The sequence below is a fragment of the Jannaschia seohaensis genome (assembly GCF_900116765.1).
Classification (GTDB): Bacteria; Pseudomonadota; Alphaproteobacteria; order Rhodobacterales; family Rhodobacteraceae; genus Jannaschia; species Jannaschia seohaensis.
On sequence record NZ_UETC01000002.1, the window covers coordinates 246,220 to 269,301 of the forward strand.

The window sequence follows — 23,082 nt, forward strand, 5'->3', positions numbered from 1 at the left end:
GACGCCCCCCCGCCGACCGGCAGATCACGCGCCCGGCGCAGGCGACCCGGATCGAGCTTTCATCCGCGCGCGCCCCTTGCGAAACCCAGGCGGGGGGCGTAGGGAATGCGCCGGGCGAAAGCCCATTGCGGGTATGGTGAAAAGGTATCACGCGAGCTTCCCAAGCTTAAGTTACGGGTTCGATTCCCGTTACCCGCTCCAATCTCTCCCCCCTTCCGATGCCAGCCGACGCCTTTTCGGCGTCACGCCTCGGGAGCGAGCCTCTGCCCCCGGACCGAAAGCAGACCCGCCCGGGGCGTAGATCGACGCCGCCAAGCGCCAGCGCCCTCTCCCAGCCAGACATCTGCCTGCGCGCGCGCCCCGAGGCGGCACTAGGACGGCCCGGACGCCGATCCCGCGTCGCCGGCTTGACCGTAGCCCGGCACCGCCCTACCCCCTCGCCCCGAGGCGCCTGCGGCTCGGCGTGCGCCGCGAGACCGGAGGCGCGATGACTTTCCCCCTTCTCACTCCCCTGACCGGCGAGGCCCTGCGCGGCGCGGGCGTGCCTGCCCCGTTCCGTCTGGGCCAGGCGGACCGTGTGCGGTTTCGGGAACTGGACGTGCTCGATCACGTCAACAACGCCGTCTATCTGAGCTGGTTCGAGACCTTCCGCATCGACTACTTCCGGCACTTCCAGATCGGCGATTACACGACGCCGGGCGCCCGGCCGGTCTTCGTGCTCAAGGGCGTGTCGGTCGATTATCGCGCGCCCCTCTACCTGGAAGACGTCTATGTCGTCGCGGGCCGGGTGCGGGCCTATCGCCGGACCTCCTTCACGATGGAATACGGCGTCTGGCGGGATGGCAGGCTCTGCGCCACCTCCGAGGCGGTGATCTGCCTGATGGAGGCGGACTTCACCACCAAGAAACCCTTGCCCGAAAGCACGTTGGAGGTGTTCCGGGCCGATGGCGCCAACGGGCCCGGCTAAGGCGGCTCAGCCGGTCGGATAGAAGAACTCCTCCCGCACGATCTTGCCACCCGCGACGTGATAGATCCCGACCTCGCGCATCTCGTCCTCGGCCCCGGTCTCCTTGTTGCGGGTGCGGACCTCGAAAATGACCGCGAAGCGGTCGTCGCCATGGGGCATCGGATCGGAGACCTTCGCGTCCAAAGTCTCGAAGGTGGCGTTCCACCAGGCATGCTTACCCTTGATCCCGTCGATCCCCCTGGTTTCGCGCCCGCCGCCGAAATCCACCGCCTCGACGCTGACCGCGTCGGGCGCATAGAGCCGGGCCAAGTTCTCCGTTTCACGCCCGTCGCGGCAGCCCGCGACGAGCTCGGCTGCGATCTGCTTCATGTCCATGACGGTCCTCCACAACGCGCGACTCGCATCCTAACATGACAGCCGGATGAAAGATCGGACTGGCGGCCCGGGCGCGCTGCGGGCAGTGTGCCGCGCGGGAGGACTGCCATGAGATTGACGGATAAGACGGCCATCGTGACCGGGGGCGCTTCGGGCTTTGGCAAGGGCATCGTGGAACGCTTCGCCGCCGAGGGGGCTCAGGTTCTGGTGGCCGACCTGAACGCGGAGGGTGCGGCGGAGGTCGCCGCCGCCGTCGGAGGACTGAACGCGGCGATGGACGTCTCCAAGGACGACGCTTGGCGCGCGGTCACCGCGCAGGCGATGGAGGCCTGGGGGCGGATCGACATCCTGGTGAACAACGCGGGCATCACCCATCTGCCCAAGCCGATGGAGGAGGTCACGGAGGAGGAGTTCGACCGCGTCCTCGCCGTCAACGCGAAATCCGTCTACTATTCTGCCTGTCATATCGTGCCGGTGATGAAGGCGGCCGGGCGCGGGGCGATCCTGAACGTGGCCTCCACGGCGGGCGTCTCGCCCCGCCCGCGGCTCAATTGGTACAATGCCTCCAAGGGCTGGATGATCACCGCGACCAAGGCGATGGCGGTCGAACTGGCCCCGGCGGGCGTGCGGGTGAACTGCCTGAACCCGGTCGCGGGAGAGACCCCGCTGCTCTCCAGCTTCATGGGGGAAGACACGCCTGAGATGCGGGCGAAGTTCCTGTCGACGATCCCGCTCGGCCGCTTTTCCACGCCGCAGGATATGGGCGCGGCCGCCTGCTTCCTCTGCTCGGACGACGCGAGCATGATCACCGGCGTGGGGCTGGAGGTCGATGGCGGGCGCTGCATATGATCAGGGGCCGCGCGCCATGCGGCTGAGCGCCGAGATCGAGGTTCTTGCGGGCCCCTTCGCCAGCCAACAACTGGCCTTCGCCCATCTGCTCGACGCGGCGGAGCGAGCGGGGCTGTCCCCGGATTTGGACCATATCGAGGTGATCCGGCCGCCCCACGGCACGCGCCTGCGCGGCTATTTCGACGCGGCGACGGCGGCGGATATCGCCGAGCAGGCCGGAGATCAGGCGCTTATCCTCGTCCTGCCCGGCGCGCTGGTGACCGGGCGGTTCGACACGGATGCCCGGCTCCGGCGCCTCGGTCGTTTCACCGGACAGGTGACGCGGGCATGAGGGCGGGACCGCGCAACGCGATCACCGATGTGGCCGGGCTGCGGGTGGGCTCGGCCTCGGACGCGCGGCTGCGCTCGGGCGTGACGGTGCTGGTCGGGGACGCGCCCTTCGTTGCCGGGGTCAACGTCATGGGCGGCGCGCCCGGCACCCGCGAAACCGACCTGCTGGCCCCGGACAAGACCGTGCAGGAGGTGGACGCGCTGGTGCTGTCGGGCGGGTCGGCCTTTGGCTTGGACGCGGCCTCGGGCGTGATGGACGGGCTGCGCCGGGCCGGCCGCGGGTTCCGCGTGGTCGATCAGCTCGTGCCGATCGTGCCCGGCGCGATCCTTTTCGACCTGCGCAACGGCGGCGACAAGAACTGGGACGTGAACCCTTACGGCGCGCTGGGCCGGGCCGCGCTGGACGCCGCTGGCTTGGACGTCGCGTGCGGCAGTGTGGGGGCGGGAACCGGAGCGACGGTGATGGACCTCAAGGGCGGCCTCGGCACCGCCTCCTGCGTCCTGGAGAACGGCGTGACGGTGGGCGCGCTGGTGGCCGTGAACGCCTTGGGACGGGTTTGCGACGATGCCGGACGGTTCTTCGCCGCTCCCTGGGCGCTGGGCGAAGACCTTGGAGACGCGCCCGGCCATCTGCCCCCGGATTGGGAGCCCTTCGGCGAAAGCGGCCCGCGCGAGGCCACCACCATCGCCATCGTCGCCACCGACGCGGCTCTGACTCAGGCCCAGGCCACGCGCCTCGCGACGGCGGCGCAGGATGGGATGGCCCGCGCCATCCAGCCCAGCCACACCCCGATGGATGGCGACCTGATCTTCGCCGCCGCGACTGGCGCGCGCGACCTGGCCGATCCCGTGTGGGACACACTGCGTCTGGGCCATGCGGCGGCCGGCTGCCTCACCCGCGCCATCGCCCGCGGCGTGCGCGCGGCCGAACCCGGCGGTCTCCTTCCCGCCTGGTCCGAGCGCTTCGGCTAAGGCCCCGCCGGGCGCGTCGCGGGAGGCCGTCCGCTTGCCCTACAGGACGGCATCGAGAGGCCGATCGGCTCTGCCCTCCTGGCGGATCGGGCCGGTCCCTCCGCCCCATGCTTGGAGGCCCATAGCCTCACGACCGAGGCAAGCCCTGCCCTCGGTTCGGCGGCCGCGACCTCCCGTGCCGCACCGACCTTTGGCCCATCGCGCGACCTACCGGCGGCCCTCAAAGAAGTCCCGCAGCAGCGAGGCGGAGGCTTCGGCGTCGATCCCGTCATGGATCTCGGGCCGGTGATGCGCCTGGGGGTGGGAGAAGACCCGCGCGCCGTGCAGAACCCCACCCGATTTCGGATCGGCCGCCCCGAAATGCAGCCGATCCAGCCGTGCATGGGCGATGGCGCCGGCGCACATCGCGCAGGGCTCCAGCGTCACCCAGATCGCACAACCGCTCAGGCGCGACACGCCCAGCGCGGCGCAGGCCGCCCGGATCGCCAGCATCTCCGCATGGCCGGTCGGATCGCCTTGCTCCCGCATCCGGTTGCCCTCGACGGCGATCGCTTCGTCCCCGCGAGAGATGACGGCGCCCACGGGAACCTCGCCACGCGCGGCGGCGGCTCGGGCGGCGTCGAGCGCCAAGGGCATGAAGCTGCGGAACATGGGCCGCTCCCTGCCCCGAGAGCGCGCCGCCCGCAAGCCGCTTGGCGGCAGCGCGGCAAGGGCGTAAGGCGGGCGCCATGACCCAGGACACATCCGACGGCCCCCGTCTGGCCAAGGCCATCGCCCGCGCCGGGCTCGCCTCGCGCCGCGACGCGGAGCGCATGATCGCCGAGGGGCGGGTGACGATCAACGGCCAGACCGTCGACAGCCCAGCCCGCAATGTCGGCCCCCGCGACCGTGTCGCGGTGGACGGCGTGCCGTTGCCTGAGGCGGAGGGCGCGCGGCTCTGGCTCTACCACAAGCCCGCCGGGCTGGTGACGACCGAGCGGGACGAGAAAGACCGAGAGACGGTCTTCGACGCGCTGCGCGACCGGCTCGGGCGGGTTCTGTCGGTCGGGCGGTTGGACCTGACCTCCGAGGGGCTCTTGCTGCTGACCAACGATGGCGACCTCAAGCGCCGGTTGGAGTTGCCGGAGACCGGCTGGCTGCGCCGCTACCGCGTGCGGGTGAACGGCGTGCCGGACGAGGCGGCGCTGCAACGGCTGCGCGACGGGATCGAGATCGACGGCGAGCGTTTCGGCGAGATGCAGGTGACGCTGGACCGGCAGCAGGGGGCGAATGCCTGGCTGACGGTCGGACTGCGCGAGGGCCGCAACCGCGAAGTGCGGCGCGCAGCCGAGGCGGTCGGGCTGGTGGTGAACCGGCTGATCCGGGTGAGCTATGGGCCGTTCCAGCTGGGCAAGCTGGCGCCGGGCGAGGTCGAGGAAGTGAAGCCGCGTGTGCTGCGCGACCAGCTCGGCGCGGTGTGGGACGGAGAGTTCGCGGAGGCCCGGCGCGATGCCGCGCCCCGCCATGCAGGGGATCGACTGATGGACAAGGGACGCGGAAAGCCGGGCGGCAAGGCGCCGCGCGGGGACGCCCCCCGCAAGGGACCGGGGGCGCGGGCCGACCGCGCGGGCAGCCGCCCGGACAAGCCGCGCACCGGCAAGCCGCCGGTGACGCGCAATGACGGCAAGGCACTCGGCAAAGGCCGTCGGGACGACGACCGGCCGCGACGGGACGGAGACCGGCCCGAGCGGAAGACCAAACCGTATGGCGATCGCCCCCGGGAGGACGGCCGCAAAGGCGACGGGCCACGGCAGAACGAGGGGTTCAAGCCGCGTGGAGACAAGCCCTTCGGCGACCGCAAGCGCGGCGACGGCCCAAAGGGCGACCGGCCGCGCCGCGACGAGGGGGGCAAACCGCGCGGAGACAGGCCCTTCGAAAACCGCAAGCGCGGGGATGGCCCAAAGACCGACCGGTCGAAACGCGTCGCCGGCGCGGCGCCGCGGGAAGGCAGGCCCGGGCAGGATCGAGCGCGCAGCGACGCCCCGGAGACCAGCGCCCCCCGTCTGACCAAGACGCAGCGGAAGGCGGCGATGCGGGCCGACACCTCGGTCTCGCTCCGCAAGGGCGGCCAGCGCGGCCGCGGCATCTCCAAGCCCAAGCCCATGGGCGGCAAGCCCTACACAAAACCGACCAAGCCGAAGCCGTAGGGCGGGGATACCCCCGCCCTACCCTCCCTGGAATGTCCAGTCCGCGATTTTGTCGCGGATCATTCCCACACGTCCGCGTCAGCGCTCCTCGGTTCCGAGTGGCCCGAGCGCGCAGGGGATGACGACGAAGGCGACGAGAAGCCCTCGCAACGGGCACCCGCTCGCCGCTGCGGCGATGTCTCGTGATAACAGCGTAGAATAGTGATCACGGTTCCGTCGTCGGCAAAGAACTGCGTCATTGTCCGTTCCGCTGATCGGCTCGATCCAGGCGCTCTCGCGGTATCCAGGCCCTCGCTCGGCTGCACTTCGCCAGGGCGGGACCCGGTAGAGGCCCCCACTCGATTACGAAGAACACCGAGAGCCGGTCACTCGGATCCGCTGGGTCGCGCGCCCCGTCCGGGCAGCCCGTCTCCGCGTCCTAGCCGGTGCGCGCCGCATTCCGACAAGAAACTCAGCAAAGCACGCGGAGTCCGTTAGGATCGGGATCATCTCCACCGGCACCTGCCGATGGTATCACCCCCAAAGGCAACCGGAACCACGTCCCATGAGACAAGTACCGCGCCAGCAGATCGTTTCTGTCCTCGACCGAGGCCAGCCCAGCGGCCTCCGGGATAGAAGATCGCATCGCCCTGCAGGCCCCCGGAACCGCCATGGCCGCTGCCGCCGTCACATCGGCGAGCGTCCGCGTCACCCAGCCCCGACGCCGCTCACGTCGCATCGTCCTCCAGCGAGTGCCGCTTGATCAGCCCCGCCTGGCTGATGAAGAAGGCGAACATCGCGCCCGGCAGGGCGAAGGTCTCGAACGTGACCCAGAACTCGGTCGACTGCGTTCGCCAGACCAGCTCGTTCGCGACGGCCGAGGCCACGAAGAACCAGGCCATCCGCCGCGTCAGGATCATCCAGCCCGCCTCGTCCATCGGAAGCGCCTCGGACAGGACCATCGAGAGCAGGGACTTGCTCCGGAACAGGCCGAGAAACAGGATGCCGCCCAGGATCAGGTTGATGATCGTCGGCTTCACCTTGAGAAACCGTTCGTCGTTCAGCCAGACGGTCAGCCCCCCGAACACGATGACCAGGACGGCGGTCAAGACCTGCATCGGCGACAGCTTCCCGGTCAGGCGCCACAGGATCGCCATCGACAGCAGGATGACAGGGATGAAGATAGCCGTGACCGCGATGAAGCCGTCATAGGCGATCCCGCCCACCGTATAGGTCTCGTCCTTGAGCCAGAGATAGGCGACGAAAAAGCCCAGGACGGGGCCCAGTTCCAACGTGGACTTGAGCCACGGGGCGACGGTTCGGTCAGACATGGGCACCTCCTCCCGGGGCAGATAGCGACGCTAGCCGCCCATTTCCACCACGACCGCACCAAGAGCGATCAAGCTCATGAGAACGATGCGCCGCGGCCCCACCGGCTCCCGCAGCCAGAGCCAGCCGATCAGGGCCGCGAAGACGGTCGAGGTCTCGCGCAGAACCGCCGCCTCGCCCACATCGTCCAGCCGTGTCGCCATCATCACGCTGCCGAAGGAGCCGAACGCGATGAGCGCGCCGACCAGACCCAGGCGCAGCATGTGACGGTCCGGCCTGCGCCATCGGCCGCGGGCCAGCGCGATCAGCGGAAAGTCGAAGGATGTCAGGAAGAAGAACCAAGCGAGAAAGGTGAAGGGGTTCTCGACCGCGCGGATGCCATAGGCGTCCCAGGTCGTGTAGACCGCCACCATCAGACCCGTCATCACGGCGAGACCCAGCGCGGGCCCTAGCTTCTCGCGCGCGACGGTGATCTTGGCAAGGTTATAGGCCGACAGCCCGAACAGCCCCGCCAGCAACAGACCCACCCCGCCCCATTGCATCGCCGTGAAGCTCTCGCCGAAAATCATCCCCGCCGCGAGCACGGTAAAGAGCGGCCCCGTCCCCCGCACCACCGGATAGACGACGGTATAGGCGCCCCGGTCATAGGTCATCGCCATCAGCGCCTTATAGACGAAATGGATCACCACCATGCCGACCAGGACCCACCACAACTCCAGCGGCGGCCAGGGCACGACGAAGAGCGCGAACGGGGCCGACAGCACCAAGATCCCGACATCCATCACGGTGCGCGACGTCCAGGGATCGTAGCGCCCCTTTTGCAGCGCGCCGAACATGGCGTGCAGGAAAGCGGCCGTCAGCGCGAGGATCAGGGCGGCGCGGTGTCCCGCCTCCGTCCCCTCCAGGGAGGTGAGCCAGTCCAAGCGGGGTCAGTCCAAAAGGCCGAAGACCGGAGCCGTCGCGGCAAGGGTCGAGGCCAGCACCGGCGCATGGGCGGCGCCGACATAGACCAGCCCTTCCCCAGCCCCCGCCCAGCCGCGCACGAGCGTCCGAACCATCCGCTCCTCCAGCCCGGTCTCGCGATATTCGGCCCGCACCGCCAGCGCGTCAATCAACGCGACGGGCAGGTCCTCGCGCCCCCGCGGCACCAGTTGCGCTCGCAGCACGTCGTCGCCCAGCACCACCAACGCCGCCTGCCCCACCAGGAGGTCCCGATCCCGGGCCCAGATGGCAGAATGCCCCGCAAACCCCTCCGGGCAGTCTTCCCGAGACAGCACGCCCGCCGCGCGCAGGAAGGCCTCCCGCTCCGCCTCGTCCACGGGAAACAGATCGGGCCCCAGGCGCAACCGGTCCGCGATCATGCGCGCGCCCCTTCTTCTTCCCTGCAGAAATATCCTGGGGGGAGTCGGCCCCAGGCCGACGGGGGGCAAAGCCCCCCTGCACCGTCGGCCAGAGGCGCGCGCTCAGGCATCCGCACCGACCAGCGCCGCCGCGAATTCCTCGGGGTCGAAGGCATCCAGATCGTCGATCTGCTCGCCCACGCCGATCGCATGGATCGGCAGGCCGAAGCGGTCGGCCAGCGCCACCAGGACGCCGCCCTTCGCCGTGCCGTCCAGCTTGGTCATGACCAGCCCGGACACGTCCGAGAGCTTCTGGAACACCTCGACCTGGCTCAGCGCGTTCTGCCCCGTGGTCGCATCCAGCACCAGCAGCGTATTGTGCGGCGCCGTCGGGTCCTTCTTTCGGATGACACGGACGATCTTGGCCAGTTCCTGCATCAGGTCGGCCCGGTTCTGGAGCCGTCCCGCCGTGTCGATCAGCAGGAGGTCGGCGCGCTCGGCCTCGGCCCGGGTCATCGCATCGAAGGCCAGCGACGCCGGATCCGAACCTTCGGGCGCCGTCATCACCGGAACGCCGGCGCGGTCGCCCCAAACCTGAAGCTGCTCGACGGCCGCGGCGCGGAACGTGTCGCCCGCGGCGATCACCACCGACTTGCCCGCCGCGCGGAACTGGGAGGCGAGCTTGCCGATGGTCGTCGTCTTGCCCGAGCCGTTGACGCCCACGACAAGCACCACCTGCGGCCGCTGGGAGGTCAGCGGCATGGGCCGGGCGACCGGCTCCATGATGCGGGCGATCTCGGCGGCGAGCAGGGCCTTGATCTCGGGGACGGAAAGGCGGCGTCCCATCCGCCCCTCGGCCAGGTTGGCGGTGACGCGCATGGCGGTGTCGACCCCCATGTCGGAGGCGATCAGGAGATCCTCCAACTGTTCCAGCATCTCGTCATCGAGGACACGGCGGGGCGCGTCGGGCGCGGCTTTCCGGCCCAGGAGGCGACCCAGGAGACCGGGCTTGGCGGGCTCGGGCGCGGGCTCCGGTTCGGGCTCGGGCTGCGGCGTGGGGGCAGCAGGCGCGGCCGGCGACGGCTCCGAGGGCGATGCGGGCGGCGTGGCGGGCTTGGGCTGCGGCGCCGGTGCAGGCGTCGGCGCCGGCTGCGGCGCCGGCTCGGGCGCGGCCGGCGGCGCGGCGGGTTCGGGCGCGGCTTCGGCGCCCTCCTCGACGATTGTCTCCAGCCCCTGCTCCAGCTTGGAGGACGACCGCGTCAGGCGGTCCTTGAGCTTTTTGAAGAACGACATGCGCGGCCTCCCTTTCCTCCCTGGACCTAATGCGCCGCCGCCAGAGTGGAAAGCCCGTCGCTTGACAGGTAGCGCACACAGTCGGACCGTCGGAGCCCATGTGGCGTCTCGCTCTTCTTCTCGCCTGTCTCGCCGGGCTCGCCCGGGCGGAGGGCCCGCCCGCCGAGCTCTGCTCGAAAGGGATCGACGCGCCGGAGCGCTGCATCCGAATGGATCCCGCCCATTTCGCTACGGATCTCTGCGCGCAGATCGAGGCGGATGCGCGGCATCACGGCCTGCCACCGGGCTTTCTGGCCCGCCTTCTGTGGCAGGAGAGCCGCTTCGACCCGAACGTCGTCAGCCCCATGCGCGCCCGTGGCATCGCCCAGTTCATCGACAGCACCGCGCGGCTGCGCGAACTCGAAGACCCGTTCAACCCCGCCGAAGCCGTCGCGCGCTCCGCCGAATATCTGGGCGAGATGACCCGCCGCTATGGCAGTCTCGGGCTCGCCGCGATCGGCTATAACGGGGGCGAGCGGCGGGCCGAGGGATGGAAGGCCGGAACCGGCGGCCTTGCGCGCGAAACTCGGGCCTATGTCTCGATCATCACGGGACATTCCGCCGAGGCCTGGCGCGACGAGCCGCCCGATGAGGTGAGCTATGCCCTCGACGGCGATACGCCGTTCCAGGAGGCCTGCGTCACGATGGCGGCCAAGCGCCGCGTCACGCCGCTCGGGCCGCCCCCCTCTCGCGTGTCGGCCTGGGGCGCGCAGATCGCCTTTGGCACCAGCCGCAGCGCGGCGCGCGCCGCCTGGGGCCGTCTGCCCGCCAGCTGCCGGCGCGCGGCGCCGGAGGACCGGTTGGATTATGTGCCGGTGCGCCGCCGAGGACCGGGGGACCGCGTCTACATGATGGTCCGCGTCGGCGCCGACTCGCGTGTCGAGGCGACAGGTCTGTGCAGGACGATTTCACGCGCAGGTTGTCCGTGCCGCGCATTCAGAAACTGAGGCGCGACTCGACTTATTAACCATTTACTAACTTTTTTGTCGTTGGATCCTTCTGCGTGGGGCGACTTTGCACCGGTCCCCCTCGCGTCCGAGCCGCCTGGCCCTGAGGGAAATCCCATCAATCCCTCAGGACCGGCGGCTCATTCGTTTTCCGACATCCCGGAAATCTCTTCGGAAAAATGCTTCGCGACCAGACGGATCGGGTTCGGCGCCGCCTGTCCGAGTCCACAGATCGAGGCGTCCGCCATCGCTTGGCAGACCTCCTCCAGCAGCCCTGTATCCCAGGTCGGCGCCTGCATCAGCTTGACCGCTTTCTCGCAGCCGATTCGGCAGGGCGTACATTGTCCGCAGCTTTCCGCCTCGAAGAAACGCAGCATGTTGAGCGCCGCGTCCCGGGCGCTATCGCGATCCGACAAGACCACGACCGCCGCCGACCCGATGAAGGAGCCATGGGGCTGCAACGTGTCGAAATCGAGCGGTACATCGTCAAGCGACGCGGGCAGCAGCCCCGAAGACGGCCCCCCGGGCTGATAGGCCTTGAACACATGCCCTTCGGCCATGCCCCCCGCCGCCGCAATGATGTCGGTGATCGTGGAGCCCGCGGGCAGCAGATAGACCCCCGGCGCGGCCACCCGGCCCGAGACGGAATAGCTGCGCAACCCTTTGCGGCCGTTGCGTTCATGGGCGGACAGCACCTCCGGCCCCTCGCGGCAGATACGCGCGATCCAATGGCAGGTCTCGATATTGTGGACCAGCGTCGGACGGCCGAACAGCCCGACCTGCGCCACATAGGGCGGCCGGTGGCGCGGCAGGCCGCGCTTGCCCTCGATCGATTCGATCATCGCGGATTCTTCGCCGCAGATATAGGCGCCCGCTCCACGGCGCAGCTCGACATAGCCCGGCGCGATCAGCCCCGCCGCCTCAAGCGCGGCGATCTCCCGGCGCAGGATCTCCAGCACGGCCGGATATTCGTCGCGCATATAGAGATAGACCCGCTCCGCCTCGACGGCCCAGGCGGCGATCAGCATGCCTTCCAGAAAGAGATGCGGCACCCGCTCCAGGTAGTAGCGGTCCTTGAAGGTGCCCGGCTCTCCTTCGTCGCCATTGACGGCCATCAGGCGCGGCCCCGGATTGGCACGCACGAAGCCCCATTTCTTGCCCGACGGGAAGCCCGCTCCGCCCAGGCCCCGCAGCCCGGATGCCGCCACCTGCGCCTGAACGGCCTCCCAGTCGCCGGTTTCGCGCAGACGGGTCAGCGTCCCGTAACCGCCGCCCGCCCGGTAGGTGTCGAGCGTCTCATAGTCCGGGATACGCGCATGGCGGTCGCCCGAGGCCACGACCTCCGACACGAGGTCCGGCGTGGCGTGGTCGACATGTCGGTGGCCGACTTCGCAGACTGGCGCGGTATCGCAGCGCCCCATACAGGGCGCGCGCAGGACGCGGACGCGGGACGGGTCCATGCCCGACTCCAGCGCATCGATCAGCGCCTCGGACCCGGCCAACTCGCAAGACAGGGAATCGCAGACCCGAATCGTCAGGTCGGGCGGCACCGGGTCATCCTCCCGCAGCGGATCGAAATGCGCGTAGAAGGTCGCGACCTCCCAGATTTCGGCCATGCTGAGGCGCATCTCCTCGGCCAGGGCGCGCAGATGCGCGGCGGATTGGTGGCCGTAGCGATCCTGGATCAGATGCAGGAACTCGATCAGCAGGTCGCGGCGGCGCGGGCGGTCGCCCAGCAGAGCGCGGATCTCGGACAAGGCGGCATCGTCATATTGCCGGCCTTTCGGCGTCGCCCGTCCCCGGCCCTTGCCGGATTTCCAGACACCCTTGCGGTTGCTTCCGTCGAGCATGTGCTCCCCCTCGCTGCCTCTCCTGCTTAGCGCAGGCCGCCGCGCCCCTCCGCGCGGGAGCGACCTCCTGAGGCCCGTTTGCGCAGTGACGCGCAGCCCCCGCCCTCGCACAAGATGCGTTCCGCCACAGTGCGACCATCGGTCCGCCGCGGTTTTTTCGGAGTTTCGCGCTATGCTGCGGTCATTAGCAAGTTACGGATGCCCATGCCCCCTTTCGTTTACTTCCTGCTCTCGCTCGGCCTCTCCATCTTCCTCCTGCTCGCCGGCGCCGTCGCCGATGGCTGGTGGGACTTCGCCTCCTTCCTGTGGATGGGCTGGGTCGTCGCCGCGATGGACCACTTCCTGCAAGGCGAAACGCCCGGCCCGACCCAGCGTCAGGCCAAGGCGCTGACCGTCGGACTGGCCCTTCTGCACTTCCCGCTGCTCGCGCTGGGCGTCTGGGCGCTGGCGCAGGGCGGCCCGGTCCTGAACTGGCTGGCCTATTTCATCGCCTGTGGCTTGTTCTTCGGCCAGATCATGAACTCGAACGCCCATGAGCTGATCCACGCTAGGGAACGCTTCCGACGGGCGCTGGGGCGCTGGATCTACGTGACGCTGCTTTTCGGGCACCATACCTCGGCCCATCCGCTGCTCCACCACGTCCATGTCGCCACGCCGCTCGACCCGAACACGGCGCGCCGGAACGAGAGCTGGTGGCGCTTCATCTTCCGCGCCGGGCATCAGTCCTTCTGGAAGGGCCTGGCCGTCGAAAAGCGGCGTCAGCGCAATGCCGGACGCCACCCCATGAACCCGCGCAACCCTTATTGGACCTACGTGCTGGGCGGCCTGGGCTGCATCGTGCTGGCCTATGCGACGCTGGGCCTCGCCGGGGTGGGCGCCTATTTCGCGGTCTGTCTGATGGTGCATAGCCAGCTTCTGATGACCGATTACGTGCTCCATTACGGGATGCGCCGTCGCAAGATCGGGGACAAATACGAACCCGTCAGCCCCAAGCATTCCTGGAACACGCCCCACATCATGACCAATCTGCTGACGCTGCACGCGCCGCGCCACAGCGATCACCATGCCCATCCTCAGCGGGGCTTCGAGGCCCTGCGCCTTTCGGACGAGCAGCCGATGCTGCCCTACTCCCTGCCGGTCATGGTGACGCTGGCGCTCTGGCCGGCCTATTGGCGCAAGATGATGAATCCACGGGTCGACGCGCTGCATCGGGGACTGGACAGCGCCGCATCGGAGGGTGACATTGCCGCCTGAGGAGACCGTCCCATGCGCCTTTCCCTGCTTGCCTGCCTGACGCTTGCCGCCCCCCCTGCCCTGGCCGAGCGCGCGGTGACGCCCGAAGAGTTCGAGCAGATGGTCCATGGCAAGACCTTCTATTTCGACCGCTACGGCGAGCCGTTCGGGGCGGAGCAATACTTCCCGGACCGCCGCGTGATCTGGGCCTTCGAGGGCGGGCAATGCCAGCGCGGCATCTGGTTCGCGAATGTGAAGGGGGACATTTGCTTCGTCTATGACAGCAGCCCCGAGCCGCAATGCTGGCACTTCCTGGAGATGCCCGACGGCGGCTTCCATGCCCGCGTGGTGGGCGACGACCCGGCCGAGGACCTCGTGACCTCCGATGTCGATTCGGAGCCGCTGGACTGCCCGATGCCCGATCTCGGCGTGTGAAACGCTTCCACGACGCCCAGGCCCAGACCTTCGACTCCGCTCTGGCCGAGTTGCGGGCGGGGCGGAAGCGCGGCCATTGGATGTGGTTCGTGTTCCCGCAGGTCGCCGGGCTCGGCCGGTCGGACATGGCGCGGCGCTATGCGATCGCCGACGCGGCCGAGGCGCGGGCCTATCTCGCCGACCCGGTGCTGCACGACCGGTTGGAGCGGGCGGCGGCGGCGATGCTGCTGCATCGAGGCCGCGCGGCCGAGGACCTGCTGGGCGGCATCGACGCGATGAAGCTGCGCTCCTCCATGACGCTGTTCGACGCGGTTGACCCCGAGGGCCCATGGCGCGCGGTGCTGGACGCCTTCTACGAGAGCCCTTGCGAAGCGACGCTGAAGCGTCTGGGCGCGGACCGGCCCGGCTGACGCGTCAGCGGAGTGCACCGGGGTGGACTCACACCGGATCGGACCGACCCGCGCCGGTCCAGGCAGGCCCTGGCCCGGCCCGGTCTTCGCGGGGCGGTCTTTCCGTCCGATGCGTGGGGGCTCAGAACAGGCTGCCTTGTTCGCCATCCGGGGCGTCGTCCCCCTTGCGCCGCTTCGGCGCGGGCCCGCTGGTGACCGCATCGACTCTGGGCCCTTCGGCGAATTGAAGCTGAACCTGGCGCGCCGCCCGCGCGGCCTCGGCGGTGGTGACGACCGTCTCCCCGTCCCAGACCACGGCGAAGCCGCGCTCCAGGGTGCGCGCGTAGCCCAGCGATTCGCGCAGCCGGTCCAGCGCCTCCAAACGGGAGACACGCCGCATATGCGTGCCTTGAGCCGCGACCGACAGACGCCGCAGCAGTCCGCTCAGGCGGTCCGCATCGCGGCCATGGCGGCGCGCCAGGGGCGCGGGCGTGAGACGCCGGACCAGACGCTCCAGGTCGCGACGGGGTTGGGCCGCGCCGCGTCGCGCCTGCCGCGCGAAAGCGCTGGCCTGCGCGGCCAGCGCGGCCTCCGCCCAGCGCTGCCGGTCGCGCAGCCCCATCTCCAGGCGCCGCGCCAGCCCGTCCAGCCGCGCCCGCTCTCGCGAGATACGGTCGCCCGGTCCGACCCGCCCGGCCAGCGCCGAAAGCCGCAGCCGGGCCCGCGTCACCCGCGCCTCCAGCGCGGCGGGCAAGCGGTGGCCCAGCGTCTCGACCCGCACACGCGGACGCTCCAGCAGCGTCTCGGCGCGGGGCAGGCCCCGACCCAGATCGAGCAGGCGCTGCTCCCGCCCCCGGACCGCCTGCGCCGCCGCCCGCGCTTGCCGCGCGCCCAGCGCGGCAACGGTGGCGATCAGTTCGGCCCGCACCGGCACCGCCATCTCGGCCGCCGCCGTCGGCGTCGGCGCGCGCCGGTCGGCGGCGTGGTCGATCAGCGTGGTGTCCGTCTCATGCCCCACGGCCGAGATCAGCGGGATCGAACAGGCCGCCGCCGCGCGCACGACGATCTCCTCGTTGAAGCCCCACAGATCCTCGATGGAGCCCCCGCCCCGCGCGACGATCAGAAGATCGGGCCGGGGGATCGGGCCACCCGGCGCCAACGCGTCGAACCCACGGATCGCATTCGCCACCTCGCCGGCCGAGGTCCGCCCCTGCACCGCCACCGGCCAAATCAGCACGTCGCGGGGAAATCGGTCGCTCAGGCGGTGGAGGATGTCCCGGATGACGGCCCCTTGGGGCGACGTGACCACGCCAATGACGTTCGGCAAGAACGGAAGAGGCCTCTTGCGGGAGGGCTCGAACAGCCCCTCGGCGGCCAGCTGCGCGCGCCGCTTCTCCAGCATGGCCAGCAGCGCCCCGCGCCCTGCGACCTCCATCGCATCGACGTTCAGGTTGTATTTCGACTGCGCCCCGAAGGCCGAGAGCTTGCCGGTGACGACGACCTCCATCCCCTCCTCGGGCTGGACCGACAGACCGGAAACCTGCCCCCTCCAGGTAGTGCAGGCCAGCACATTCCGATCGTCCTTTACGTCGTAGTAGAGATGCCCCGAGCGCGCCTTGAAGATCCGCCCGATCTCGCCGCGCACGCGGATGCGGCCGAACCGGTCTTCCAGCGTGCGCTTCACCGCGCCGGAGATCTCGGACACGGTATATTCGCCCACATTGCCGCGCGGGCCGTCATCGTCGAGCAGGTCGTCCATGGCAGGGGTGTAGCGAGAGCGCGCGCCAGTCGCCAGGGCCTCAGCCAACGCGCGGAGCCGGGCCGAGAGAGGGCATCGCCCGCCCGAGACTGGCCAGGACGATCCAGAGCCCCACGGCGCCGCCAAGCAGCGCGACCAGCGACTGTCCCGCGGCGAGCACGCCCCCCACCCAGGCCGCGGTCCACGCACCGCCAAAGAGCAGCCCGACCCAGCCCCCGACCCGGCCGCTCCTGGCCCAGATGCCCTTGGGCGGGCCCTCCCCGAACTCCCGCTCGTAGCGGCGGAGCGTGTCGGAATAGTCGGCACTGTGACCGGCGGGCGCGCCAGGTTCGTGATGCACGTCGCGACCGCCCAGCGCCTGCGGCACGAAGCGCTGCCAGTGGTCGCGGGTATGGGTCAGGTGCAGGTGCCAGACGGCATCGACCGCCTTGGAGGGCACGGTCCGGCCCTCTCCCAGGGCCGCGAGGTAGATGAAGCGCCGGTATTCCTCTATGCCCCGGCGGGCGGTGGTCAGTCTGATCTTCTGCGCCTTGGCGAGTTGCTCTGCGAAGGAGGCGCCCGCCGCGTCGGAGGGAGGGGATGCGCCCGGATGGCGTCCCAGAGAGGTTCATTCCTCAAGCGATCTGTCTCTCATCGTTTCTCATAGGGAGAGCGTGCCCGGGAAACGTGACACTTCGATGACAGAGACGCGCAACGATGGACGGCGACTGTTTCCCAGCGGGCCGGCCGCCCGTCGCCCGCGCCAGATCTCGGATCGGTCCGCGTTCTGCCGCGACTTGAACCGAGGGCCGCCGCCGCCTAGACCGCGCCCGATCAACGCGGAGGCGCGGCCCATGAATATCCTCATCCTCGGTTCCGGCGGGCGGGAGCACGCGCTAGCCTGGGCCGTCCTCCAGAACCCGAAATGCGACCGGCTGATCGTCGCGCCGGGCAATGCCGGGATCGCCGAGATCGCCGAATGCGCGGCGCTCGACATCCTCGACGGCGCGGCCGTGACGGATTGGGCCTGCGAGGAGAGCATCGATTTCGTCATCGTCGGCCCCGAAGCGCCCTTGGCCGCGGGGGTGGCGGATGCCTTGTCCGCGGCCGGGATCGCGGTGCTGGGGCCGTCGGCGGCGGCCGCGCGGCTGGAGGCCTCGAAAGCCTTCACCAAAGAGATCTGCGCCGCCGTCGGAGCACCGACCGCCGCCTATGCGCGCTTCGATGCCCTTGAGCCGGCCTTGGCCTACATCGCCGACCACGCGCTACCCATCGTCGTCAAGGCCGACGGGCTGGCGGCAGGAAAGGGCGTGACCGTCGCCGAAACCCGCGAGGGGGCGGAAGCGGCTCTGCGGGCGCTTTTCGCCGAATCGGGCGCGGAGGTCGTGATCGAGGCCTTCCTGACCGGCGAGGAGGCGTCCTTCTTCTGTCTCGTCGACGGCGAGACCGTCCTGCCGCTCGGCACGGCGCAGGATCACAAGCGCATCGGCGAGGGCGACACCGGGCCAAACACTGGCGGCATGGGCGCCTATTCGCCCGCCCCGGTGATGACGGCGGAGGTCAAGCGGCGCGCCTTGGACGAGATCGTGCGCCCGACCATGGCCGAGATGGTCCGGCGCGGGACGCCCTTTCGCGGCGTGCTCTTCGTCGGGCTGATGATCGACGAGGGTGCCCCGTCGCTGGTCGAATACAATGTCCGCTTCGGGGACCCGGAGTGCCAGTGCCTGATGATGCGGCTGGGCGGCCAGGCGCTGGACCTGTTGCTGGCCTGCGCCGAGGGACGGCTCGGTGAGGCGCAGGTCCGCTGGGCCGAGGATCACGCGATGTGCGTGGTGATGGCGGCGCGAGGCTATCCCGGAGCCTACGCGAAGGGCGGCGTGATCGGCGGGCTGGACAGCCTGCCCTGCGACAGCCGCCGGATGGCTTTCCATGCGGGAACGGCGCGCGTCGATGGGCAGGTGGTGGCCGTCGGGGGGCGCGTACTGGGGCTGACCGCGCGGGGCGCCACGCTGGCCGAAGCGCGGGACGCGGCCTATGCGCTGGCCGACGGGATCGACTGGGCCGACGGCGTGATGCGCCGCGACATCGGCTGGCGCGCCCTGGGCTAGCCGCTCGTCGAGCCGACTCGGCTCTCCTCGCCCTTTTCCATGTCGCACAGAATTTTCGGCAGCATCTCGGGAAGGTCTTCGGCGATGAGGCCCGGGCCGAAGCTGCGGGCGGCCTCGACATGCAGCCAGGCTGCGGCCTCGCAGGCCGCCATCGGGTCGAAGCCCCGGGCCAGCAATCCGCCGACCAATCCGGCCAGCACGTCACCCGCGCCCGCGGTTGCGAGCCAGGGGGCTTCGCGTCCCGAGGCGGCGGAATGGATGGCCGCCCGGCCGGACGGCGCGGCAATCACGGTGTCCGGCCCCTTGAGCAGAACCGTCGCCCCCAGACGGGCGGCGAGATCCCGTGCGGCGTCCAGCTTGGAATAGGCCGGACCGCTCTCGGCCGGGCTGGTCAGGCGCGCGGCGAGGTCCGGGGCGAGGCGGGCGAACTCGCCCATATGGGGAGTGAGGACACAACGGTCGTGCACCATCCCGGCGAGGCCTGGGTCGCGCGCGATCAGGGTCAGGGCATCCGCGTCGAGGACGGTCGGCAGACCGGACGAGACGGCCCCCGCAACCAGCGCCGCTTCCCGTTCGCCCAGGCCCAGGCCGGGCCCCAGGCAGAGGGCGCTGAGGCGGTCGTCCCGGAGCAATTCCGCAAAGGCGTCCGCGTCGCGCAGGGCGCGCAGCATGATGGCGTCCAGGCGGCAGGCGTTCTCGATCAGCGCGGCGGGCGGCGGCGCGACCGTCACGAGCCCCGCGCCGACGCGCAGGGCGGCCCGGGCCGCAAGCCGCGCCGCGCCGCCGCGCCCCACGCCGCCCGCGAGAATCAGGGCGTGCCCATGGGAGAATTTATGGCCCTGTCGCTTGGCTAGGCGCGGCGCGCCGTCGATCAACGTGACCTCCGACCCGTCGCGATCGTTGCCCAACCCGATATCGATCACCCGCGTTCGGCCACAGCGGCTGACGCCGTCAGCGAGCACATGCCCGAGCTTCAGCGCATGAAACGCGCAGGTGAGATCGGCTGTCGTGGCGAGGCATTCCTCGGGACCGCCGCCCTCGACCGCGGGATCTCTCCCGAGCACCCGGCCGCTGTCCGCGCAGAGGCCCGACGGCACGTCGATCGCGACGAGGCGGGGCCAATCGCCAGCGGGCGCGCGCCCGGCGACCCGGTGCGGGCGCATCCGGATCACCTCCGATACTGCGCCGAGGAGTCCGCCCAACGCCGAGACAGGCCGCGTCAGTCCGGTGCCGAACAACGCGTCGACGATGAGGGTCGGGGTCGCCCCTTCCAGTTCGTCGATCGCCTGCTCGATCGGGGCCGGGTCCTTCCCGCCCGCCGTCACCCAGCGCTCGTAATTCGTGCGCGCATCCGGCGGCAGCTTCGCGGGATCGCCGTAGAGGAAGCACGCCACCCCCCATCCGCGCGCCCTCAGCAGCCGCGCCACGACGTAGCCGTCCCCCCCGTTATTGCCCGGCCCGCAGAGCACCACCGCGCGATGCGGCCCGTCCCTCAGATCCGGCCATTCCAAGAGGGTCGCCGCGACCGTGCCCGCCCCCGCGCGCTCCATCAGCTCCAGGCCGCTGACCGCCCCGCTGTCGATGGCGGCGCGCTCCAGGGCACGCATCTGCGCTGCGGCTAGGAGCGGCTGGGCCATATCTTCATCATCCGCACAATAATTCATCACACCGCATGTTTATTGACCACCTTACCCGATTCCCTGCCTGCGCCAAAACGCCCCGTGCCGCCCCCCATGGACGCCTCCCGCCGCCTCTGTTTGACCTCCCCCCGACACCGGCGGAGGGACGAGCGTTGAAGAAGGTCGAAGCCATCATAAAGCCGTTCAAGTTGGACGAGGTGAAAGAAGCCCTCCAGGAGATCGGCATCCAGGGACTATCGGTCACGGAGGTCAAGGGCTTCGGCCGACAGAAGGGCCATACTGAACTCTATCGCGGCGCCGAATACGTCGTCGACTTCCTGCCCAAGGTCAAAGTCGAGGTCGTGCTGCCCGAGGACATGGTCGAGTCGGCCGTCGACGCCATCGTCCAGGCCGCCAAGACCGACAAGATCGGCGACGGCAAGATCTTCGTCTCGCCTGTCGAGCAAGCGATCCGCATCCGCACCGGCGAGTCCGGTGACGACGCGATCTGATCCAACCCACTCAAACGTAACAGGGAAGGGAACCCCATGAGCAAGGACGCTGTCCTCCAGACCATCAAGGACGAGGAGGTCGCCTATGTCGACATCCGCTTCACCGACCCGCGCGGCAAGCTGCAGCACGTGACGGTGATGTCGGACCAGGTCGATGCCGATTTCCTCGACGAAGGGTTCATGTTCGACGGCTCCTCCATCGCGGGATGGAAGGGCATCGAGGCCTCGGACATGAAGCTTATGCCCGATACCGAGAGCGCCTATATCGACCCGTTCTACGCCGAGAAGACGCTGTGCCTGCACTGCACCGTGGTCGAGCCGGATACCGGAGAGCCCTATAACCGCGACCCGCGCGGCACGGCGCTGCTGGCCGAGGCCTATCTGAAGTCCTCCGGCATCGGCGATGTCGCCTATTTCGGCCCCGAGGCGGAGTTCTTCCTGTTCGACGACGTGCGTTTCTCGAACTCGATGAACAAGGTCAGCTACGAAGTCGACGCCGCCGACGCCGCCTGGAACACCGATTCCGAGTTCGAGATGGGCAACATGGGCCACCGGCCCGGCGTCAAGGGCGGCTACTTCCCGGTCAACCCGACCGACGCCGCGCAGGACCTGCGCTCCGAGATGCTCTCGACGATGAAGCGCATCGGCATGAAGGTCGACAAGCATCACCACGAGGTGGCGTCCTGCCAGCACGAGCTGGGCCTGATCTTCGACAGCCTCACCAAGCAGGCCGACGAGCTTCAGAAGTACAAATACGTGATCCACAACGTGGCCCACGCTTACGGCAAGTCCGCCACCTTCATGCCCAAGCCCATCGCGGGCGATAACGGCACCGGCATGCACTGCAACATGTCGATCTGGAAGGACGGCAAGCCGCTGTTTGCGGGCGACCAGTATGCCGATCTGTCGATGGAAGCGCTCTACTTCATTGGCGGCATCCTGAAGCACGCCAAGGCGCTGAACGCCTTCACCAACCCGTCGACCAACTCCTACAAGCGCCTGATCCCCGGCTTCGAGGCCCCGGTTCTGCGCGCCTACTCGGCCCGCAACCGCTCCGGCTGCGTCCGGATCCCGTGGACCGAGTCGCCCAAGGCCAAGCGCGTCGAGGCCCGCTTCCCGGACCCGTCTGCGAACCCCTATCTGTGCTTCGCCGCCCTGCTGATGGCCGGCCTGGACGGGATCACCAACAAGATCCATCCGGGCGAGCCCTCGGACAAGGACCTCTACGACCTGCCCGCCGAAGAGCTGGCCTCCATCCCGACCGTCTGCGCGTCGCTGCGCGAGGCTCTGGACGAGCTGGAGAAGGATCACGAGTTCCTGCTGGCCGGCGACGTGTTCACCCGCGACCAGATCGAGGGCTACATGGCGCTCAAGTGGGAAGAGGTCTACGCCTACGAGCACACGCCGCACCCGGTCGAGTACCAGCTCTACTACTCCTGCTAAGGGATGGTGGGCATGTGATGCCCACCCTACAGAATCGGGGGCGTCCTTCGGGACGCCCCTTTTTCGTTCAGCGGCGGTGGATCGCAGCGCCTTGGCCGAAGAGATCGGCCAAGCGCAGACACGGCGCCGGAGACCTCAGCAATAGCGCTCCGGCCCGATCCACTGCTCTTCCGAATAGCGGTCGCCATGGGCCCAGCCCACTGGCAACACCGCGTCGATCCGGGCAAGATCGCTGTCGGTGAGTGTCAGCGCGGCGCCGTCGACGCATTCCTTGAAATGCGCAACCGAGCGCGTCCCGGGAATCGGGATGACGTGATCGCCGCGCGTGAGCAGCCACGCATTGGCCAAGGCGGCGGCCGATGTCCCCATCTCGGCGGCGAGGTCCCGCAGCCCCTGGGTGATCCTCAGGTTTTCCGACAGATTCGGCTCCATGAATCTCGGGTTGCCGGCAAGGAACGGCAGGTCGGGGATGCGCGCGGGCGGGATCGGATTGTCGGTCAGCAAGGACCGCCCGACCGGAGAGAACGCGACCAGGGCGACGCCCAACTCGGCGCAGGTCTGCACGAGGCCCAGATCCGGGAAGCGCGTCGACAGCGAATATTCCGACTGCACGGCCGCCACCGGATAGGCGGCCATCGCCCGGCGCAAGGTCGACGGAGCGACCTCCGACAGGCCGATCGCGCGCGCCTTGCCCTTTTCGACCAATCGCCCGAGATGCTCGGCCGTCTCCTCGGGCGTGAAGCGCGGGTCGCGGCGATGGGCATAGAACAGATCGACGCAGTCGATGCCCATCCGCCGCAGCGACCCGTCGAGCTCCGCCTCTAGATGCTCGGCCGAATTGTCAAAGGTGCGGTTGCCCTCCGCATCGCGCGTGATCGTGGCTTTGGTCGCGATCACGAACGCCTCACGCGCGCCCGGATTGGCCCTGAAATAGGATCCGATGGCGTTCTCGGACTTGCCCATCCCGTAGACATTGGCGGTGTCGAGATGGGTGACGCCCAGATCGCGGCAGGCATCCAGAATGGCGTGGCTCTCGGCTTCATCGGTCGGGCCGTACATGTCCGAGAACGACATGGCGCCATAGCCGATGGCTCCGATCTCCGGACCGCTCGCGCCTAGTTTGCGTCTTTGCATGACGTCTTCTCCTTT

Annotated in this window: 23 protein-coding genes and 1 tRNA gene; 13 read left to right on the plus strand and 11 right to left on the minus strand. The window is 69.4% G+C overall.

Annotation, left to right across the window (positions count from 1 at the left end; all coding sequences use genetic code 11):
* Positions 1-127: 127 nt before the first annotated feature.
* Both DTQ71_RS05970 and DTQ71_RS05975 read left to right on the plus strand, forming a co-directional pair.
* A tRNA-Gly gene (locus tag DTQ71_RS05970) sits at positions 128-201 on the plus strand.
* Positions 202-487: 286 nt separating this feature from the next.
* Positions 488-967 carry an acyl-CoA thioesterase gene (locus tag DTQ71_RS05975; protein ID WP_109563369.1) on the plus strand — a complete coding sequence of 160 codons (480 nt, stop codon included), beginning with the start codon at positions 488-490 and terminating at the stop codon, positions 965-967.
* Positions 968-973: 6 nt separating this feature from the next.
* On the opposite strand, the gene DTQ71_RS05980 is transcribed toward DTQ71_RS05975, so the two are convergent.
* Positions 974-1,342, minus strand: a complete 369-nt coding sequence (locus DTQ71_RS05980; RefSeq protein ID WP_109563370.1) for a nuclear transport factor 2 family protein — start codon at positions 1,340-1,342, stop codon at positions 974-976.
* A 108-nt stretch (positions 1,343-1,450) separates the two neighbouring features.
* Between DTQ71_RS05980 and DTQ71_RS05985 the strand changes: the two genes are divergently transcribed.
* Genes DTQ71_RS05985 through DTQ71_RS05995 form a run of 3 tightly spaced genes read left to right on the plus strand, consistent with a single transcriptional unit; the run spans position 1,451 to position 3,493 of the window.
* Positions 1,451-2,191, plus strand: coding sequence for a glucose 1-dehydrogenase (locus DTQ71_RS05985; protein WP_109563371.1), 741 nt, complete (start codon positions 1,451-1,453; stop codon positions 2,189-2,191).
* Between the two features lie 16 nt (positions 2,192-2,207).
* Positions 2,208-2,522, plus strand: a complete 315-nt coding sequence (locus DTQ71_RS05990) for a hypothetical protein (RefSeq protein ID WP_146204804.1) — start codon at positions 2,208-2,210, stop codon at positions 2,520-2,522.
* The gene (locus tag DTQ71_RS05995) at positions 2,519-3,493 is read left to right on the plus strand and encodes a P1 family peptidase (protein WP_109563373.1); all 975 of its coding nucleotides are present in this window, start codon (positions 2,519-2,521) and stop codon (positions 3,491-3,493) included. The genes DTQ71_RS05990 and DTQ71_RS05995 overlap by 4 nt, the downstream gene beginning before the upstream one ends.
* A 207-nt stretch (positions 3,494-3,700) precedes the next feature.
* On the opposite strand, the gene DTQ71_RS06000 is transcribed toward DTQ71_RS05995, so the two are convergent.
* On the minus strand, positions 3,701-4,144 hold the full coding sequence (locus tag DTQ71_RS06000) for a nucleoside deaminase (protein ID WP_245947272.1): 444 nt from the start codon (positions 4,142-4,144) through the stop codon (positions 3,701-3,703).
* A gap of 77 nt (positions 4,145-4,221) precedes the next feature.
* Between DTQ71_RS06000 and DTQ71_RS06005 the strand changes: the two genes are divergently transcribed.
* Positions 4,222-5,679, plus strand: a complete 1,458-nt coding sequence (locus tag DTQ71_RS06005) for a pseudouridine synthase (protein ID WP_109563374.1) — start codon at positions 4,222-4,224, stop codon at positions 5,677-5,679.
* A 707-nt stretch (positions 5,680-6,386) separates the two neighbouring features.
* On the opposite strand, the gene DTQ71_RS06010 is transcribed toward DTQ71_RS06005, so the two are convergent.
* The 4 genes from DTQ71_RS06010 to ftsY form a co-directional block, all read right to left on the minus strand.
* Positions 6,387-6,989, minus strand: a complete 603-nt coding sequence (locus tag DTQ71_RS06010) for an inner membrane-spanning protein YciB (RefSeq protein WP_109563375.1) — start codon at positions 6,987-6,989, stop codon at positions 6,387-6,389.
* 30 nt (positions 6,990-7,019) lie between these two features.
* On the minus strand, positions 7,020-7,910 hold the full coding sequence (locus DTQ71_RS06015; protein ID WP_245947274.1) for an EamA family transporter: 891 nt from the start codon (positions 7,908-7,910) through the stop codon (positions 7,020-7,022).
* A 6-nt stretch (positions 7,911-7,916) separates the two neighbouring features.
* The gene (locus DTQ71_RS06020; RefSeq protein ID WP_109563376.1) at positions 7,917-8,348 is read right to left on the minus strand and encodes a hypothetical protein; all 432 of its coding nucleotides are present in this window, start codon (positions 8,346-8,348) and stop codon (positions 7,917-7,919) included.
* A 102-nt stretch (positions 8,349-8,450) separates the two neighbouring features.
* Positions 8,451-9,620: a signal recognition particle-docking protein FtsY gene (gene ftsY / locus DTQ71_RS06025; RefSeq protein WP_109563377.1), complete on the minus strand. Its 1,170-nt coding sequence runs from the start codon at positions 9,618-9,620 to the stop codon at positions 8,451-8,453.
* Positions 9,621-9,718: 98 nt separating this feature from the next.
* Here ftsY and DTQ71_RS06030 point away from each other — a divergent pair, with 98 nt between their 5' ends.
* On the plus strand, positions 9,719-10,606 hold the full coding sequence (locus DTQ71_RS06030) for a lytic transglycosylase domain-containing protein (RefSeq protein WP_109563378.1): 888 nt from the start codon (positions 9,719-9,721) through the stop codon (positions 10,604-10,606).
* A 140-nt stretch (positions 10,607-10,746) separates the two neighbouring features.
* Here the strand turns inward: DTQ71_RS06030 and DTQ71_RS06035 are convergent, their stop codons facing one another.
* Positions 10,747-12,456 carry an NAD(P)H-dependent oxidoreductase subunit E gene (locus DTQ71_RS06035; RefSeq protein WP_109563379.1) on the minus strand — a complete coding sequence of 570 codons (1,710 nt, stop codon included), beginning with the start codon at positions 12,454-12,456 and terminating at the stop codon, positions 10,747-10,749.
* A gap of 204 nt (positions 12,457-12,660) precedes the next feature.
* On the opposite strand from DTQ71_RS06035, the gene DTQ71_RS06040 reads away from it, so the two are divergent.
* The 3 genes from DTQ71_RS06040 to DTQ71_RS06045 are packed head-to-tail and all read left to right on the plus strand — an operon-like array spanning position 12,661 to position 14,534.
* On the plus strand, positions 12,661-13,710 hold the full coding sequence (locus DTQ71_RS06040) for an alkane 1-monooxygenase (protein WP_245947276.1): 1,050 nt from the start codon (positions 12,661-12,663) through the stop codon (positions 13,708-13,710).
* Positions 13,711-13,722: 12 nt separating this feature from the next.
* On the plus strand, positions 13,723-14,124 hold the full coding sequence (locus DTQ71_RS24100; protein WP_245947278.1) for a hypothetical protein: 402 nt from the start codon (positions 13,723-13,725) through the stop codon (positions 14,122-14,124).
* Positions 14,121-14,534 (plus strand): DUF1810 domain-containing protein, encoded by a 414-nt coding sequence (locus DTQ71_RS06045; RefSeq protein ID WP_245947280.1) that lies wholly within the window; start codon positions 14,121-14,123, stop codon positions 14,532-14,534. Before DTQ71_RS24100 ends, DTQ71_RS06045 begins: the two co-directional genes overlap by 4 nt.
* 121 nt (positions 14,535-14,655) lie before the next feature.
* On the opposite strand, the gene xseA is transcribed toward DTQ71_RS06045, so the two are convergent.
* Positions 14,656-16,272 carry an exodeoxyribonuclease VII large subunit gene (xseA, locus tag DTQ71_RS06050; protein WP_109563381.1) on the minus strand — a complete coding sequence of 539 codons (1,617 nt, stop codon included), beginning with the start codon at positions 16,270-16,272 and terminating at the stop codon, positions 14,656-14,658.
* Between the two features lie 40 nt (positions 16,273-16,312).
* Complete coding sequence (locus DTQ71_RS06055) at positions 16,313-16,711, minus strand: glycine-rich domain-containing protein (RefSeq protein WP_109563382.1); 399 nt, start codon at positions 16,709-16,711, stop codon at positions 16,313-16,315.
* 394 nt (positions 16,712-17,105) lie between these two features.
* Between DTQ71_RS06055 and purD the strand changes: the two genes are divergently transcribed.
* Entirely contained in the window at positions 17,106-18,359 is a 1,254-nt protein-coding gene (purD, locus tag DTQ71_RS06060) for a phosphoribosylamine--glycine ligase (RefSeq protein ID WP_109563383.1), read from the plus strand.
* On the opposite strand, the gene DTQ71_RS06065 is transcribed toward purD, so the two are convergent.
* Positions 18,356-19,996, minus strand: coding sequence for an NAD(P)H-hydrate dehydratase (locus DTQ71_RS06065; protein WP_109563384.1), 1,641 nt, complete (start codon positions 19,994-19,996; stop codon positions 18,356-18,358). The two genes, purD and DTQ71_RS06065, sit on opposite strands and share 4 nt — an antisense overlap.
* A gap of 155 nt (positions 19,997-20,151) precedes the next feature.
* Here DTQ71_RS06065 and DTQ71_RS06070 point away from each other — a divergent pair, with 155 nt between their 5' ends.
* Together DTQ71_RS06070 and glnA are read left to right on the plus strand one after the other, a co-directional pair.
* Positions 20,152-20,490 carry a P-II family nitrogen regulator gene (locus DTQ71_RS06070; RefSeq protein ID WP_109563385.1) on the plus strand — a complete coding sequence of 113 codons (339 nt, stop codon included), beginning with the start codon at positions 20,152-20,154 and terminating at the stop codon, positions 20,488-20,490.
* Between the two features lie 36 nt (positions 20,491-20,526).
* On the plus strand, positions 20,527-21,933 hold the full coding sequence (gene glnA / locus DTQ71_RS06075) for a type I glutamate--ammonia ligase (RefSeq protein ID WP_109563386.1): 1,407 nt from the start codon (positions 20,527-20,529) through the stop codon (positions 21,931-21,933).
* Between the two features lie 135 nt (positions 21,934-22,068).
* Here the strand turns inward: glnA and DTQ71_RS06080 are convergent, their stop codons facing one another.
* A complete protein-coding gene (locus DTQ71_RS06080; protein ID WP_109563387.1) occupies positions 22,069-23,067 on the minus strand; it encodes an aldo/keto reductase in 999 nt (332 codons plus the stop codon).
* Between the last annotated feature and the right edge of the window lie 15 nt (positions 23,068-23,082).

What these genes read in the sequence shown, in the direction of transcription:
- DTQ71_RS05975 (WP_109563369.1), top strand. Translation starts at nt 488, where the DNA reads ATGACTTTCCCCCTTCTCACTCCCCTGACCGGCGAGGCCCTGCGCGGC.
- DTQ71_RS05980 (WP_109563370.1), bottom strand. Translation starts at nt 1,342, where the DNA reads ATGGACATGAAGCAGATCGCAGCCGAGCTCGTCGCGGGCTGCCGCGAC.
- DTQ71_RS05985 (WP_109563371.1), top strand. Translation starts at nt 1,451, where the DNA reads ATGAGATTGACGGATAAGACGGCCATCGTGACCGGGGGCGCTTCGGGC.
- DTQ71_RS05990 (WP_146204804.1), top strand. Translation starts at nt 2,208, where the DNA reads ATGCGGCTGAGCGCCGAGATCGAGGTTCTTGCGGGCCCCTTCGCCAGC.
- DTQ71_RS05995 (WP_109563373.1), top strand. Translation starts at nt 2,519, where the DNA reads ATGAGGGCGGGACCGCGCAACGCGATCACCGATGTGGCCGGGCTGCGG.
- DTQ71_RS06000 (WP_245947272.1), bottom strand. Translation starts at nt 4,144, where the DNA reads ATGTTCCGCAGCTTCATGCCCTTGGCGCTCGACGCCGCCCGAGCCGCC.
- DTQ71_RS06005 (WP_109563374.1), top strand. Translation starts at nt 4,222, where the DNA reads ATGACCCAGGACACATCCGACGGCCCCCGTCTGGCCAAGGCCATCGCC.
- DTQ71_RS06010 (WP_109563375.1), bottom strand. Translation starts at nt 6,989, where the DNA reads ATGTCTGACCGAACCGTCGCCCCGTGGCTCAAGTCCACGTTGGAACTG.
- DTQ71_RS06020 (WP_109563376.1), bottom strand. Translation starts at nt 8,348, where the DNA reads ATGATCGCGGACCGGTTGCGCCTGGGGCCCGATCTGTTTCCCGTGGAC.
- ftsY (WP_109563377.1), bottom strand. Translation starts at nt 9,620, where the DNA reads ATGTCGTTCTTCAAAAAGCTCAAGGACCGCCTGACGCGGTCGTCCTCC.
- DTQ71_RS06030 (WP_109563378.1), top strand. Translation starts at nt 9,719, where the DNA reads ATGTGGCGTCTCGCTCTTCTTCTCGCCTGTCTCGCCGGGCTCGCCCGG.
- DTQ71_RS06035 (WP_109563379.1), bottom strand. Translation starts at nt 12,456, where the DNA reads ATGCTCGACGGAAGCAACCGCAAGGGTGTCTGGAAATCCGGCAAGGGC.
- DTQ71_RS06040 (WP_245947276.1), top strand. Translation starts at nt 12,661, where the DNA reads ATGCCCCCTTTCGTTTACTTCCTGCTCTCGCTCGGCCTCTCCATCTTC.
- DTQ71_RS24100 (WP_245947278.1), top strand. Translation starts at nt 13,723, where the DNA reads ATGCGCCTTTCCCTGCTTGCCTGCCTGACGCTTGCCGCCCCCCCTGCC.
- xseA (WP_109563381.1), bottom strand. Translation starts at nt 16,272, where the DNA reads ATGGACGACCTGCTCGACGATGACGGCCCGCGCGGCAATGTGGGCGAA.
- purD (WP_109563383.1), top strand. Translation starts at nt 17,106, where the DNA reads ATGAATATCCTCATCCTCGGTTCCGGCGGGCGGGAGCACGCGCTAGCC.
- DTQ71_RS06065 (WP_109563384.1), bottom strand. Translation starts at nt 19,996, where the DNA reads ATGGCCCAGCCGCTCCTAGCCGCAGCGCAGATGCGTGCCCTGGAGCGC.
- glnA (WP_109563386.1), top strand. Translation starts at nt 20,527, where the DNA reads ATGAGCAAGGACGCTGTCCTCCAGACCATCAAGGACGAGGAGGTCGCC.
- DTQ71_RS06080 (WP_109563387.1), bottom strand. Translation starts at nt 23,067, where the DNA reads ATGCAAAGACGCAAACTAGGCGCGAGCGGTCCGGAGATCGGAGCCATC.